Raw genomic sequence first — 13,530 nt, 5'->3', positions numbered from 1 at the left:
TCCCCGTGAGCGCGAGAACGGCATGGGCGCCACCACGGGAGGAGACCTACTCGGTCGCATGAGGTCCACCGGCGCGCCTCACCGGGACCCGCCCAGGCCGGGTTCGGCCCGATTCCCTCGCTTGGCACGACTGGGCGTCGGCGGTTCCCGACCGGGTATCGTGCAAGCTGATCGATGTGAGCCGCTGTGCGGCCGAGCCCGGGGGACTGGGGGCAAGAGCGTGGATGTCGCACCTGGCGTGGGCGGGCCCCCCGTCGCGCCGCCACGTGACGCGGTACTGCAGATCAATCCGTTGCCTGACAATTCGGGGCTGGGGGCGATCGGGGAGATCAGCATGAACACACGGACCGTTTGGCAGCAGGCGCTCAAGCAACTGGTCGAGCGTCGCACGGACGTACTGCACGTGGACATGTCCCGGGTGCGGTTCGTGGATGTGGCCGGCGTGACGGATCTGGCGGTCACCGCCCAGCGTCTCCCCGAGGGGCAGCGGATCGTGCTGCACCGACCTCCGGCGCAGCTGCCCCGCATCCTTGAGCTCTTCTGGCCCGGGCTTGCCGCGATCGAGGTGGCTGGGTGATGAGCACAGGCACCTCACACGAGCCGTTCGTTCATCCGGCGCTCTTCTACGAGGGGACGGACCAGTACATCGCGGGAACGGTTCCCTTCCTGCAGGAAGGGTTGGACGCCGGTGAGCCCGCAGCCGTCGCCGCTCCGCCGGATCGCCTGGAGCTGATCCGCGAGGGGCTGGGTGAGCAAGCGGCGAAGGTGCGCTTCATCGACATGACCCGGGCCGGCCGCAACCCCGGCCGCATCATCCCCAGCGTGCTGCGCCGGTTCGCCGACGCGCAGCCGAGCGACCGCCGGGTCCGCATCATCGGCGAGCCGATCTGGCGGGGTCGTTCCGCCGCCGAGTACCCGGCGTGCGTCCAGCACGAGGCGCTGATCAACGCCGCTTTCACCGGGCGCGCGGTGACCATCCTGTGCCCCTACGACGCCGGGCAGCTGGAGAAGCAGGCCCTCAGCGACGCCCTGGCGACCCACCCGGTCGTCATCGACGCCGATGGCCAGACGCCATCCACCGCCTATGGCCCCGAGCGGATCATCGCCCGCTACAACGAGCCACTCCTCGCCCCCCGCGAAGCCGCGGTTCGCCCGTTCGCCGCCCAGACCCTGCCCGACACCCGCGACTTCGCCGTGTCCCAGGCGCGATCCCTGGGCGTGTCCGGCGTGAGGCTGGGGGATCTGGAACTCGCGGTGGCGGAGCTGACCACCAACAGCGTCGTCCACGGCGCCGGCTCGGGGACGCTGCGGATCTGGGCCGAGAGCGACCGGATCGTCTGCGAGGTCCACGACGGCGGACAGCTGACCGATCCCCTGGCCGGCCGCCGCCCGCCGAATCCCACGCAGCCCGGCGGCCGTGGACTCCTGCTCGTCCACCAACTCGCCGACCTCGTCCGCGTCCACACCGGTCCCGACGGCACCACCATTCGCTGCTACCTTCCCAGCTGACCACGACCAGGTGGCGCGCCCGCTCAACACAGCACAGGCATAGGTGCGGGAGGACGGGGTACGCGCTGCGCCGTCGGCCGTTTTACAGGCGGTAGCGGTCGGCTCGAACTTGGGGAGGGCACAGCATGGCGCTCATGAGCATTCCGGCGGCACTGGACGTACGAACGAGCGAGCTGCCGGAGGTCGCCGACCCCTCCCGGCTGGCGCCCAAGGACGCTCGACAGCTCTCCCGGCTCTTCTTCGAACAGCTGACGGTCCTGGAAGAGGGCACCCCCGAGTACAGCTACGCCCGGGGAACGCTGATCGAGATGAACATGTCCCTGGTCCGCTACGCGGCCGGTCGTTTCCGCAGCCGCGGCGCGGAGGAGATGGAGGACATCGTCCAGGTCGGCATGATCGGCCTGATCAAGGCCATCGACCGGTTCGAGCTGACGCGCGCAGTGGAGTTCACCTCGTTCGCGATCCCCTACATCGTGGGCGAGATCAAGCGGTTCTTCCGCGACACCACCTGGGCCGTGCACGTGCCGCGCCGGCTGCAGGAAGCCCGCGTCGAACTGGCCCGCGCCACCGAGGAACTGCGAAGCCGGCTCGGCCGCACGCCCACGGTCCAGGAGCTATCGGAGCTGATGAGCCTGTCCGAGGAAGAGGTGCGGGAGGCCCGTCTGGCCGCCAACGGCTACAACTCCTCCTCCCTGGACGCCGCGATCGGCGGGAGCGAAGACGGCGAGAGCGCCCTGCAGGACTTCATCGGTGCCGAAGACCAGGCGCTGGAACTGGTTGAGGACTTCCACACCCTCGCCCCGCTGCTCGCCGAACTCGATGAGCGGGACCGGCAGATCATCCACATGCGGTTCGTGGAAGAACTCACCCAGGCCCAGATCGGCGAACACCTCGGCGTCTCCCAGATGCACGTCTCCCGACTCCTGTCACGGACCCTGGCCCGCCTGCGTGAAGGCATGCTCACCCACCGCTGAGGCCACCGCAGAAGCGATGCCGGGACCGGCAGTCCGTAGGCGGACGCCGCCCAGAACCGGGCAGAACGAGCTGCCGTCGAGGTGGGCGGCAGATTCGGTCGATGCGGGCGTCGGGTGCATATGGATGATTCTGGGCGCCGTGGGACTGCCGTGAAATAGCGTTACTGCCCGGCCGGCCGCGTCGCCGGCTGAGCGGTGCCTCGGCAGAGGGTGCCCCCGACCCGCGCGTCCGCCCTGTCGGTCGCCGCGCGGCTGGCCAGTGCCGGATCGAGCACCTCCAGGTTGATCGGTCCCAGCCCGATGAACGAGATCCCTGCGGCTCGCTCCCGGTGCCGAGGTGCCGGCGGCGAGCGCGGAGGTCCTGGTGCGCCGGGCGGAGATCGGCGAGCCCTCGGTGAACGCCTCAGGACGGCCGTCCGTCATGGAGTGAGGACGATGGCGGTACTGACCCGCTCCTTTCCCTGCACGACGTCGCCGGGAAAGCTCACGATCCAGTTCGGATGCGCTTCGCCGGCTTGGTGGCGGCGTTGAGGAGGTACTCCAGCGGGCCGCGGCGGAAGAAGCGGGACCAGAGCGCGGCGAACAGGGTGGCTCCCAGAATGAACATGAGCAGCGGTCCCCAGGATTGCTGGGTGCCGGTCCCGGCCGTCAGGGACAGCGCGGACTGTGCGATGAAGTGGCCGACGTAGGCGGTCAGGGACATGGTGCCGACGGCGATGACCGGTGTGGCCAGGTGGCGCAGGCGCGGCAGGCGGTCCATCGCCACGGTCGCGCCCACGATCACGAGGATCGCGACGCCGACGCTGCCGATGATGTCGAACGTGGTGCCGCTGTGCGGCCCTGCCGTCAGGAGCGACGACGCCGGCATGTCGGGGAACGACCCGCCGTCGAGAGGTGCCGACCCGCTGCCGAGGGGCATGGAACCGGAGCTGCCGGACGACGACCCGTCTTCCGCCATGCTCCGCAACGCGCCCTTGCCGGCGAGCAGCAACGACATGCCGTACGCACCCACGGTGAGGGTGGCACCGAGCGCGGCCAGGCGCCGCTGGACAGTACCGGAAGACAGGTCGAGGCGGCCCAGAGCCATGCCCGCCGTCACGAACGACATCCACGTGAGCGCCGGGTAGAAGCCGGTGAGCAGCAGATCGAGCAGTCCTACGCCGCTGAGGCGGTGGAGCGGGTCGTAGGTGTTGATGCTGTGCTGGACCGACGGTGTCAGCAGCGCGTTCATGGCGAACGCCAGCTGCGGGGTGACGAGGGCGAGGGCGGCGGCGGTGATCGCGAGCGTCCTGGCGCGCAGTCGCACCAGGGGCAGGGCCAGCAGGAAGTAGACCCCGTAGAAGCCGAGGATGATCACTCCTCCGTACTCCATGGCCATCGCGGTGCCCAGGGCCAGCAGGACCACGGCCCGGATGGCGATCCGGGCCTTCGCCTGCCGGCCGGCCAGGCCGGTCTTCGGTTCACGACGGCCGGCGAGCAGCATCAGGGAGAACCCGGCGAGGGTGGCGAACAGGACGGAGGAGTGACCGTCCGCCACGTATCGGACCCAGCCGGCGACGCCGGTCGTGGCCGACAGCGGCGGTCCGATGTGCACGACATACATGCCGAACACCGCCAGCGCGCGGGCCAGATCCACCCCGATGAGGCGTCCCATCGAGGGCCTGGGCGAGGCCGGCACGGCGGACTCGGGGGAGGCTCGGGACGGTGGAGGCGCGCTCTTCTGTGGGGCCGGCGTCTTCTGGGGAGCAGGCGTCTCCTGGGGCGGCTGTGTCTGTGTCATACGGAGAACCTCGCGTGGGCGTCACGAGCGAACCATCCGGCAGTCTTCGGTGACGCCCCCGCCGGTCGGCGGGTACCGCCCTGCCGACCGGCAGAGTCTCCTCCCCGGCCGGTCCGGTACGACCGGACGACTGTCTTCTCCAGCCACTCGGCGGGGGTGGACCCGACAGTCGCCGGATGGGCGCGGGGCGGACGGGCCCCCAGGCTGGAGGCATGACACATCGTGCGCGACACGACGAGCGCGAGGACTTCCCCGGAACGACGGCCGGCCTCCCGGGCCGTGACGCAGTCTCCGGCAGGGGCGCATTGCTGGAGTTCGTCGGCCTGACCCTGGCGGCCGGCGCCTTCGTCCTCTTCGTCGTGCGTCCTGAGTTGTCCGAAGGGCTGGTGCGCGCCCTCGCCGCGCAGGCGGCCGCAGCCGTCGGCTGAGCCGACCCCTGCTCGCGCCCCGGCGCGCGGACCGCTCATGCGGTGCCCGGCAGATCGCAGAAGAAAGGAACTTCGTGAACACCGCATCCGCCCCGGCGACGGATGAGACGTCCCTGACCTCCCGAGAGACCGTCAAGGCACTGGGCGCGTACGTCCGGCCGCACCGGTGGTCGGTCACTCTCGGCCTGTTGTGCGCCCTGGCCGGGGCCGCCGGGGGACTGCTGCAGCCCCTTGCTGCGAAGACCCTGGTGGACCGGCTCGCCGCCGGCGACACCATCGCCGGGATCCTGATCGCGCTCACGGTGCTGGTGCTGTTGGGCACGGCTGCCGAGGCGCTCGGCGCGTATGTGCTGGAGCGGACGGCGGAATCGGTGGTCCTGGCCGCGCGGCGCAGCCTGGTGGGGCGGTTTCTGCGACTGCGGATCGCGGAGTGGGAGCGGATCCCGCCGGGCGATCTGATGTCCAGGGTCACCTCGGACACGACGCTGCTGCGGGCCGTCAGCACCCATGCGGTCGTCGCCGCCGCCACCGGTGCGGTGGCCCTCGTGGCGGCGATCGTGATGATGGCGTACCTGGACGTCGTGCTGCTGGGTGTGACGCTCGGTGTGGTCGTGCTGGTCGGCGGGGCCGTCACGCTGGTGATGCCGAGGATCGCGCGGGCCACCGAGCGGTCGCAGGAGGCGGTCGGGGAGATCTCCGTCGCGTTGGAGCGGGCGCTCGGGGCGTTTCGTACGGTGAAGGCGTCCGGTGCCGAGGAGCGGGAGACCGCCCGGGTGGAGGCGGCGGCACAGCGGGCGTGGCGGCACGGTGTGAAGAGCGCGAAGTGGGAGTCCGTGGCCGGCTCCGCCGACGAACTCGCCGTCCAGCTGGCCTTCCTCGCGGTGCTCGGGATCGGAGGTGCTCGGGTGGCGTCCGGGGAGATTCCCGTGTCCACCCTCATCGCCTTCCTGCTGTACCTCTTCTATCTGATCGAGCCGGTGTCCAAGCTGATCGACGCCGTGACCTGCTATCAGGAGGGGGCGGCCGCGATCTCCCGGATCGCGCAGGTGGAACACCTCTCGACAGAACCGACCGACCGGCAGGAGGGCGCCCGGCCCGGGCGGCTGACGGCGGCGTCGGGTCCGGCGTCGGTCCGCTTCGAGGACGTGTCCTTCCGCTACCGGCCCGGCCTGCCGTACACCCATCAGCAGGTGAGCTTCGACATGCCGCGCACGGGGATGACCGCCTTCGTCGGGCCTTCCGGTGCGGGCAAGTCGACGGTGTTCGCGCTCATCGAGCGGTTCTACGAGGCCACCGGCGGCCGGGTCCTGGTCGATGGAACGGACGTACGGGACTGGCCTCTGCCCGAGCTGCGGTCTGCCATCGGCTACGTGGAGCAGGACGCCCCGGTACTGGCGGGTACGCTGCGGGAGAACCTGGTGTTCGCGGCGCCCGGAGCGACGGACGCCGACATCCGCGACGTCCTGGCCCGGACGAAACTCGACACCCTCGTCGAGCGCCTGCCCCACGGCCTGGACACCCCGGTCGGACACCGCGGCTCGAAGCTGTCGGGCGGCGAGCGGCAGCGCATCGCCATCGCCCGCGCCCTGCTCCGCAAGCCCCGGCTGCTGCTGTTGGACGAGGCGACTTCGCAGCTCGACGCCGTCAACGAGCTGGCGCTGCGAGACGTCATCACGGAAGTGTCCCGCGAGACCACCGTGCTGGTGGTGGCCCACCGCCTGTCGACGGTGACGGGCGCCGACCGGATCGTCGTCATGGACGGCGGACGGGTCCGGTCCGTGGGCACGCATGAGGAACTGGTGACCCGGGACCGGCTGTACGCGCAGCTGGCGGCCACTCAGCTCCTGGCCCCCGCGCGATGACGCACCAGGCGGGGAGGCGGTCAGTCCGCGCTGAGGGGGACCCGCAGCCGCACCCGGTAGCCGCCCTCCGCGGTCGGACCCGCGTCCAGCGTGCCGTGCAGGATCTCGGCCCTTTCCCGCAGACCGACCAAGCCCTGCCGCGAACCGGGCAGGGACAGGGAGGGGCGTGTGGCCGCCGTATTGGTGACGGTCACTCCGATGCCGTCGCCGTCCTGCCACAACTCGACGCGTGCGGTGGCGCCGGGGGCGTGCTTGCGGACGTTGGTCAGCGCCTCCTGGACCGTACGGTAGAGGGCGCGTTGTGCCGGGGTCCCCACGGCGGGCGGCAGCTCGCCCGACAACTCCACGTGAGTGCCGCTGGATCCCACCAGTTTGCGCAGGTCGGCCAGGGTGGGCTGCGGGGTCGGCTCGGTGGTGCGGCCTCCGGAGGCGCGCAGCAGCGTGACCATGGTGCGCAGTTCGTCGAGCGTGGTGACGCTCAGCGAACGGATGGTGCGGGCAGCCTCTTCGGCGTCCGCGTCCTTGGTGGCGACCTGCAGCGCTCCGGCCCGTACGGCGATCAGGCTGACCTGGTGGGAGACCACATCGTGCATCTCGCGGGCCAGTTGGGCGCGTTCTCGGGCGAGCACGGCCTGTGCGTGCAGGGTCCGCTCGTGCTCCCTGGCCTCCTCGATCTCGGCCAGCCGCCGGGCCAGGTCCCGCTGCGTCTGGAGAAGCTGGCCGAAGAGGACCGGGGCGACGCTGGTCGCCAGGCCGTACACGAAGAAGACCAGTGTCATGGTCCGGTCGACCTCGGCCAGGGGCCACGGAGTGCTGCTCGCGACGGCGGAAAGGGCGACGCACACCGCGAGGAGCAGGCGGTTGCGGGAGCGTTCGGCCAGCGTGAACAGCGCCACGAGCACAGCGACGGCGACATCCTGCATCAGCGCGATGGGCAGGGTGAGCGCGAACACGCCGAGCGGGAACCTGCGCCGGAACGCCAGCGCGGCGCAGCCGACCGCGGCCGGCGCGACACCGAGGCGCGTGTGCTCCCACATGTTCAGCCATACGTCCACGGCCGCCACCGCCACCAGGACGATGTCGACGACCGGCGCGGGAACCCGCTGCCAAACGGCACGTGCGCGACTCATCGGCGGGTCTCCGACCGCGGGTGCTCGTCGAGCAGCCCGGCGCGCTGCGCCAGCAGCGCGGCCTGCACCCGGCTCGTCACCCGCAGCTTCGTGAGGATCGCGCTGACGTGGTCCTTGACCGTGCCGGCACCCAGGTGGATGCGCACGCCGATGTCGGCGTTCGACAGGCCCTCCGCCACCAGGACGAGGACGTCGCGCTCCCGCGCGGTGAGCAGCCGGACCCGTGCCGCGTCCTCGTCGACGGCCGCCCGTGTGCCGGGGTGACTGTGCAGCAGGCTCCGCGACGCCTTGGGGGAGAGCACCACCCCGCCCGCTGCCAGCGTGCGCACCAGGTGGGCGAGCTGCTCCGGTTCGGTGTCCTTGAGCAGGAAGCCGGCCGCGCCGGAGTGCAGCGCGGTCAGGATGTACTCGTCGGCGTCGAACGTCGTCAGCATCGCCACCACCGGCGGATCCGGCGCCGTGCGCAGCTCGCGCAGGACGGTGAGCCCGTCGACGTCCGGCATCCGGATGTCCAGCAGCACCACGTCCGGCTGCTCCCGGCGGACGGTTTCCACGGCCTCGCCGCCGTTCCCGGTCGCGACGACCTCGATGTCCTCGGACGCGCCCAGGATGAGTTCGAAGCCCGAGCGGACCAGTGCCTCGTCGTCGACCACCACTACCCGGATCACGCGTTCCGCCTCATCTTCGTTCATGCCGTCCGGCCCGTACCGGACCGACCCTAAAGCCAGGCGGAGTCCCCGCGGCCCGACGAGCGGCACCTCCGGCCACACGGCGGGGTGACACCCTCCGGTCGGCAGGGACAACGCGGCCCTGGTGAGGCTGCGGAACCCTTGGGACGGCGGACCGGTTGCCGTCTCGTGCCGGACCGACCTGCTGCTGTTTCGCGCGTGAGGTGATCGCCCCAGGGGGAGGAACGGGGGCCTGGCCGTCCGGACCGGTTCATCCGGAGCCGGGCCGCCGCCGAGCTGCGCGACGGATGCGGATCGGCCCGCGGGCCCCGGTTTCCGTGACGGGGCGGCCGGACCGGGTCACCTCGACCTCGCCGGCCGCCACCAGGCGCCAAGCCGCTCGGCGGACCGGTTCCATCAGCGTCCGCCAGCCCTCGTCGTCACCGTCGTAGGCCTCGCGCGCGGCGTCCGACGGACAGATCGAGGCGGTGGCCGCACGCCGCTCCAGCAGGTTCATGATGACCTGCTCCAGACGCTGATCGAGCTGCCGATCCGTCTCCGCCACGCAATCCAGTGTGGCACCGTTCACGTACCACGCGCTCACGCCCCACACACGGTGCGGCTCGGGTGCCGTGACGAACGGGAAGACAGCGGCCCACGCGGCTGCGACGAGCCGGCCGCAGCCCTGTCTCAAAGTCAGCAGCAACCGATCAGCGGGTTCTAGGCTCGGATGCGTCGTGTGATCGCCGAGGAGCAGGAACAGCAGTGACTGACAAGCGGGTTGTCGTCGTGACCGGCGGAGGGTCGGGCATCGGGGAGGCCACTGCCCGGCTGTTGCGCGAAGGAGGTCACCATGTGGTCGTCTCGGGGCGCCGGAGCGAGCCGCTGCGACGTCTGGAACAGGAGATCGGGGTACTCGCGCACCCCTCCGACGTGAGGGACCCCGAGGCCGCCGACGGTCTCGTCCAGGCGGCCCTGGGCGCGTACGGGCGACTCGACGGACTTGTGCTCAACGCGGGCATCGGGCGCGGCGGGACCGTGGGCGACCTGTCGCTGGAGGACTGGGACGAGGTGATGCGCACCAACGTCACCGGTCCGCTGCTGCTCCTGCGTGCCGCGATCCCGCACTTGCTGGAGGCGAGAGGGGCGGTGGTGGCCGTCGCGTCGGTGTCCGCCCTGCGCAACGGTACGAGCAACGCCCCGTACGCCACGTCCAAGGCGGCACTGCTCCAGCTCTGCCGTTCCGTCGCCGTCGACTACGGGCGGCAGGGCGTGCGGGCCAACATCGTGTGCCCGAGCTGGGTGAGAAGCGAGATGGCCGACCGCCGCATGGCGCGCTTCGCCGCGGAGGCCGACCTGCGGGGCGAGGGCGTGGACGGCGCGTACGAAGAGGTGACCGGGCTTCTTCCCCTGGGGCGTCCGGGTGAGCCGCGTGAGATCGCGGAGACCGTCAGCTGGCTGCTGTCCTCGGCAGCGTCCTACGTGAACGGTGCCGTGCTCACCGTCGACGGCGGGGCCACGGCCCTGGATCCGGGGACGCTGGCGTTCGACTTCCATGTCACGCCCCGCCACGACGAGGTGCCCGGCACTCCCCGATGAGCCGTCCGGACCGGTCGCCGTCGTGCCACCTGCCTCCACAGAGATCCCCGGCAGCGTCGAGGGGCCGCCGCGCATCACGCCGGGCGGGGCCGGGGCGCCGACGGGGCGCGCGCCCGGCCTCCACGACGACCGGGACAGCCCGGGCCCTCATCGCAGGAGGGGGGCCGGGCACCCGGACGCGGGGCGCGGTGCCGGCCGCGGCGGTCCACGACGGCCGCGGCGTGCTCGGGTGGTCACGTGGCGGGCTCCCGGCCCGGTGTCTGCGAGTGCGTCTCCGCCAGGACGTCCGCCTCAGGGGTGCGTCGGGTGCCGGCGGTGAACTCGCTCGTGTACGTCTCCTCGTCCATCGTGGCGCGCAGGCGCGACGCGATGCGCTCGACGTCTCCCCGCTCCGCCGGGGGGTGGGGAGCGCCCGCCCGTTCCCGGGCCGCCGCCGCCGTGCCGAGGAGGCGCGTCGCCCGTTCCGGGGCGCCGGCCAGGGAGTAGGCGCCTGCCAGGCCTTCGAGGGCCAGGGCGACCGAGCGGGGGTCCTTGGTCGTCGCGGCGGCCGCGAGGCCGTCCCGGTGGTGGGCCAGGGCCCGGCCGGCGTCGCCGCGCTGTTCGGCGAGGAAGCCCAGCTCGGCCAGGACCAGCGCGAGGCCCGGGCCGTCCCCGCGGCGGCGGTTCCAGGCGAGCCAGGGGCGCAGCCACTCCTCGGCGGCATCGAGGCGGCCCTGACGGCGGGCGCTCAGGGCGAGGCCCAGCGCGGCGAACTGCTCGGCCGGCTGGTTGCCCTGTTCGACCGCGATCCGCACGGCCCGCGTGTGCAGGTCGTCGGCCTCGTCGTAGCGCCGCGTGAGCAGGGCGATTCTGCCGAGACCGGACAGCTTCGCGGGCATCTCGGGCCATGTCTCCAGGGTCTGCGCGATCCGCAGGCTCTCCCGGTGCAGCCGGGCCGCCCGGTCGTAGTCGCCGTTGATCTCGGCGAGCCTGCCGAGCACATCGGCCGTCTTCAACCGGCCCCACAGATCGCCCAGTTCCGCGAAGTGGGCACGGGCCTCCTCGGCGTTGTCGCGCAGCGACTCCAGGTCCCCGCGGGCCAGGGCGAAACACGCGCGCGTGGTCAGCGCTGCTGCCGTGCCCCACGCGTCACGCAGGGTGCGGAAGCGGGCCAGGACGCGCTCGACCCGCCGCTCGCCCTCGGCCAGCGCCCCCACCGTCCACTGCGCGTGCGCCAGGAACCACTGGGCCCTGGTCGTCTCCGGGGTGGCATCGGTCGGGTCGTCCTCCGGCGCGTCGCACTCCGGGGCGTGCTCACCGAGGAGCAGGCGGATGCCCGTGTACCAGAACACCGCCTCCACGCGCTCCCCGGGCGCGGCCTCGCCCGGCGTGTCCAGGGCCGTCGCCAGCGCCCGGCGGGCCTCGCCCAGCCGGCCGCGGACGTACCAGTACCAGGTCAGCGAGTTGACCAGGCGCAGCGCCTCCTGCGCGGCCCCGGACCGGTCGGCCTCGGCCAGCGCGCGCTGCACGTTCGCCGCCTCCAGGTCCAGGTACTGCAACCAGCGGGACTGCTCCCGCCCGTGCAGATGCGCCCGGGCCCGCTCGGCGAGGCGGACACAGTGGCACAGGTGCCGGGCGGCGGTCTCGGCGTGCTCACCGGACTCGGCGAGCCTGTCACGCGCGTAGACCGCGACCGACTCCAGCAGCCGGTAGCGCGAACCCTGCGGCCCTTCCGTGCGGACGGCCAGGGAGCGTTCCACGAGCAGGCTCAGCGTGTCGAGGACGTCGGCGGGGGACACGCCGCCGGCGGAGCACACGTCCTCGGCGGCCCGCAGCCCGCACCCCTCGCCGAACACCGACAGCCTGCGCAGCACGGTCCGTTCCCGCTCGTCGAGCAGGCCCCAGCTCCAGTCGAGCGTGGCCTGCAGCGTCCGGTGGCGCGAAGGGGCGTCCCGGTAACCGCTGTTGAGCACCTTGAAACGGTCGTCGAGCCGGTCGTGCAGTTCTCGGATGCCCAGCGACCGCACGCGCGTGGCGGCCAGTTCCAGGGCGAGCGGAATGCCGTCGAGTCTCCGGCAGACATCCGCGACCAGCGCAGCGGTGGTGGCGTCCAGCACGAAGTCCGGGTCCGTCGCCCTGGTCCTGTCCACGAACAGACGTACGGCTCCCGCGCTGGTCAGGGCGTCGAGATCCGGCTCGTTCTCCGGGGGCAGCGACAGCGGCGCCACGGGATACACCGTCTCGTCACGGGTCCGCAGGGGTTCCTGGCTGGTCGTCAGGATGTGCAGGTGCGGTGCCCGGCCCAGCATCAGGCCGGTCAGGTGCGCGACGGCCTCCACGACGTGTTCGCAGTTGTCCAGCACGAGCAGCAGCCGCCGCCCGGCCAGCGCGTTCGCCAGCCGGTCCGCCGGGCCCATGGCATCGTCGTCGGAGCTGTTCTCCCGGATGCCCAGCGTCGCCATCACCTGCTCGGCCAGCGCCTCCGCACCGGCGAACCGCTCCGGGCCCCCGGCGTCCGCGAGCTCCACCAGCCAGGTGCCCTCGCGGAACGCGCCCGCCAGAGTCTCCGCCGTGGCCTGGGCGAGGCGCGTCTTGCCGACCCCTCCGGGGCCGGTGAGCGTCACCAGGCGGCGCTGTAAGAGCAGCGCCCGGATCGCCGGGACGTCCTGCTCGCGCCCCACCAGGGGCGAGGCCGAACCCGTCGGCGCCGGGCCCGCCCGCAGCACCGCGGCGGACGGCGCGGGCGGCTCCGGACGGGCCAGAACCGGGTCGTGGCGCAGAATGGCCTGCCGCAGCGCCTCCAGGGACGGCCCCGGTGTCAGCCCCAGCTCCTCGTCGAGCCGGCGCCGCAGGTCGTTGAAGCAGTCGAGCGCGTCGGAGGAGCGCCCCGCCTGGTACAGCGCCCACATCAGCGCGCCCCGCAGGCCCTCGCGCAGCGGATGGTGCTCCACCAGCTCCGTCAACTCGCCCACCAGCAGGCTGTGCTCACCCAGCTCCAGCCGCACCGAGGCGTGTTCCTCCACCGCCGTCAGACGCTCCTCCTCCAGGCTCGCCGCCGTCGGCCGCACGGACGGCCGGTCCGCGAACTCGGCGAAGGCCCGGCCCCGCCACAGCGCCAGCGCCTCGGTGTACAGCGCCGCCCGCGTCACCGGGTCCGCGCCGGACCCGGCCCGGGCGACCAGCTCGCGGAACCGCCCGGCGTCGAGCGCACCGGCCGGTATGTCCAGGACGTACCCGGGCGGCCGGTGCGCGATCAGATCACGGCCCCCCGCCTCCGCGTCCTCCAACGCGCGGCGCAGCTGGGAGACTTTGGCCTGGAGGGACGCCGACGGCCGGGCCGTGAACGTCGAGCCGCCCCACAGGTCCTCGATGAGCCGCGCCGCCGGGACGACCTGCCCGTGGTGGGCGAGCAGCTCGGCGAGGAGCATGCGCACCTTGACTTCGGGCACCCGCACGAGACGACCCTCGTCCGTGCGCACCTCCACCGGCCCCAGCACCCCGAATTCCATGATCTCAGCGTAACCGGCCGACGACCGGCGTTGACGTGCGACGAAAAGGGCTCGGCCACCGCCCCGAAGGGCTTCCCCGCAGCGTTTCCGAA

11 protein-coding genes are annotated in these 13,530 nt (G+C 72.3%); 6 read left to right on the top strand and 5 right to left on the bottom strand.

Annotated features, from left to right (window positions below):
• Positions 1-22: 22 nt before the first annotated feature.
• The 3 genes from ABTX60_RS43175 (at position 23) to ABTX60_RS01750 (ending at position 2,483) form a co-directional block, all read left to right on the top strand.
• Positions 23-577 carry an STAS domain-containing protein gene (locus tag ABTX60_RS43175; protein ID WP_502992259.1) on the top strand — a complete coding sequence of 185 codons (555 nt, stop codon included), beginning with the start codon at positions 23-25 and terminating at the stop codon, positions 575-577.
• Positions 577-1,509: an anti-sigma factor RsbA family regulatory protein gene (locus tag ABTX60_RS01755; RefSeq protein ID WP_352095091.1), complete on the top strand. Its 933-nt coding sequence runs from the start codon at positions 577-579 to the stop codon at positions 1,507-1,509. The genes ABTX60_RS43175 and ABTX60_RS01755 overlap by 1 nt, the downstream gene beginning before the upstream one ends.
• 125 nt (positions 1,510-1,634) lie before the next feature.
• Positions 1,635-2,483: an RNA polymerase sigma factor SigF gene (locus ABTX60_RS01750; protein ID WP_352095090.1), complete on the top strand. Its 849-nt coding sequence runs from the start codon at positions 1,635-1,637 to the stop codon at positions 2,481-2,483.
• A 484-nt stretch (positions 2,484-2,967) separates the two neighbouring features.
• Here the strand turns inward: ABTX60_RS01750 and ABTX60_RS01745 are convergent, their stop codons facing one another.
• A complete protein-coding gene (locus ABTX60_RS01745) occupies positions 2,968-4,263 on the bottom strand; it encodes a DUF418 domain-containing protein (protein ID WP_352095089.1) in 1,296 nt (431 codons plus the stop codon).
• Between the two features lie 212 nt (positions 4,264-4,475).
• Between ABTX60_RS01745 and ABTX60_RS01740 the strand changes: the two genes are divergently transcribed.
• Both ABTX60_RS01740 and ABTX60_RS01735 read left to right on the top strand, forming a co-directional pair.
• Positions 4,476-4,691: a hypothetical protein gene (locus tag ABTX60_RS01740; RefSeq protein ID WP_352095088.1), complete on the top strand. Its 216-nt coding sequence runs from the start codon at positions 4,476-4,478 to the stop codon at positions 4,689-4,691.
• 74 nt (positions 4,692-4,765) lie between these two features.
• The gene (locus tag ABTX60_RS01735) at positions 4,766-6,553 is read left to right on the top strand and encodes an ABC transporter ATP-binding protein (RefSeq protein WP_352095087.1); all 1,788 of its coding nucleotides are present in this window, start codon (positions 4,766-4,768) and stop codon (positions 6,551-6,553) included.
• 20 nt (positions 6,554-6,573) lie between these two features.
• Here the strand turns inward: ABTX60_RS01735 and ABTX60_RS01730 are convergent, their stop codons facing one another.
• The 3 genes from ABTX60_RS01730 to ABTX60_RS01720 form a co-directional block, all read right to left on the bottom strand.
• On the bottom strand, positions 6,574-7,683 hold the full coding sequence (locus tag ABTX60_RS01730) for a sensor histidine kinase (RefSeq protein WP_352095086.1): 1,110 nt from the start codon (positions 7,681-7,683) through the stop codon (positions 6,574-6,576).
• Complete coding sequence (locus ABTX60_RS01725) at positions 7,680-8,375, bottom strand: response regulator (protein WP_352095085.1); 696 nt, start codon at positions 8,373-8,375, stop codon at positions 7,680-7,682. The genes ABTX60_RS01730 and ABTX60_RS01725 overlap by 4 nt, the downstream gene beginning before the upstream one ends.
• 247 nt (positions 8,376-8,622) lie before the next feature.
• On the bottom strand, positions 8,623-8,916 hold the full coding sequence (locus ABTX60_RS01720; RefSeq protein ID WP_352095084.1) for a DUF3253 domain-containing protein: 294 nt from the start codon (positions 8,914-8,916) through the stop codon (positions 8,623-8,625).
• A gap of 200 nt (positions 8,917-9,116) precedes the next feature.
• Between ABTX60_RS01720 and ABTX60_RS01715 the strand changes: the two genes are divergently transcribed.
• Positions 9,117-9,950, top strand: a complete 834-nt coding sequence (locus ABTX60_RS01715) for an SDR family NAD(P)-dependent oxidoreductase (protein ID WP_352095083.1) — start codon at positions 9,117-9,119, stop codon at positions 9,948-9,950.
• 233 nt (positions 9,951-10,183) lie between these two features.
• Here the strand turns inward: ABTX60_RS01715 and ABTX60_RS01710 are convergent, their stop codons facing one another.
• Entirely contained in the window at positions 10,184-13,438 is a 3,255-nt protein-coding gene (locus ABTX60_RS01710) for an AfsR/SARP family transcriptional regulator (protein WP_352095082.1), read from the bottom strand.
• Positions 13,439-13,530: the final 92 nt, after the last annotated feature.

Origin of the sequence: Streptomyces sp. NPDC126510, assembly GCF_040302345.1 — a bacterium.
GTDB lineage: Bacteria > Actinomycetota > Actinomycetes > Streptomycetales > Streptomycetaceae > Streptomyces.
The sequence above is the reverse complement of the archived record's forward strand: the minus strand, read 5'-3'. Positions and strand labels throughout refer to the sequence as shown.

What these genes read in the sequence shown, in the direction of transcription:
- ABTX60_RS01745 (WP_352095089.1), bottom strand. Translation starts at nt 4,263, where the DNA reads ATGACACAGACACAGCCGCCCCAGGAGACGCCTGCTCCCCAGAAGACG.
- ABTX60_RS01755 (WP_352095091.1), top strand. Translation starts at nt 577, where the DNA reads ATGAGCACAGGCACCTCACACGAGCCGTTCGTTCATCCGGCGCTCTTC.
- ABTX60_RS01740 (WP_352095088.1), top strand. Translation starts at nt 4,476, where the DNA reads ATGACACATCGTGCGCGACACGACGAGCGCGAGGACTTCCCCGGAACG.
- ABTX60_RS01725 (WP_352095085.1), bottom strand. Translation starts at nt 8,375, where the DNA reads ATGAACGAAGATGAGGCGGAACGCGTGATCCGGGTAGTGGTGGTCGAC.
- ABTX60_RS43175 (WP_502992259.1), top strand. Translation starts at nt 23, where the DNA reads ATGGGCGCCACCACGGGAGGAGACCTACTCGGTCGCATGAGGTCCACC.
- ABTX60_RS01750 (WP_352095090.1), top strand. Translation starts at nt 1,635, where the DNA reads ATGGCGCTCATGAGCATTCCGGCGGCACTGGACGTACGAACGAGCGAG.
- ABTX60_RS01710 (WP_352095082.1), bottom strand. Translation starts at nt 13,438, where the DNA reads ATGGAATTCGGGGTGCTGGGGCCGGTGGAGGTGCGCACGGACGAGGGT.
- ABTX60_RS01730 (WP_352095086.1), bottom strand. Translation starts at nt 7,683, where the DNA reads ATGAGTCGCGCACGTGCCGTTTGGCAGCGGGTTCCCGCGCCGGTCGTC.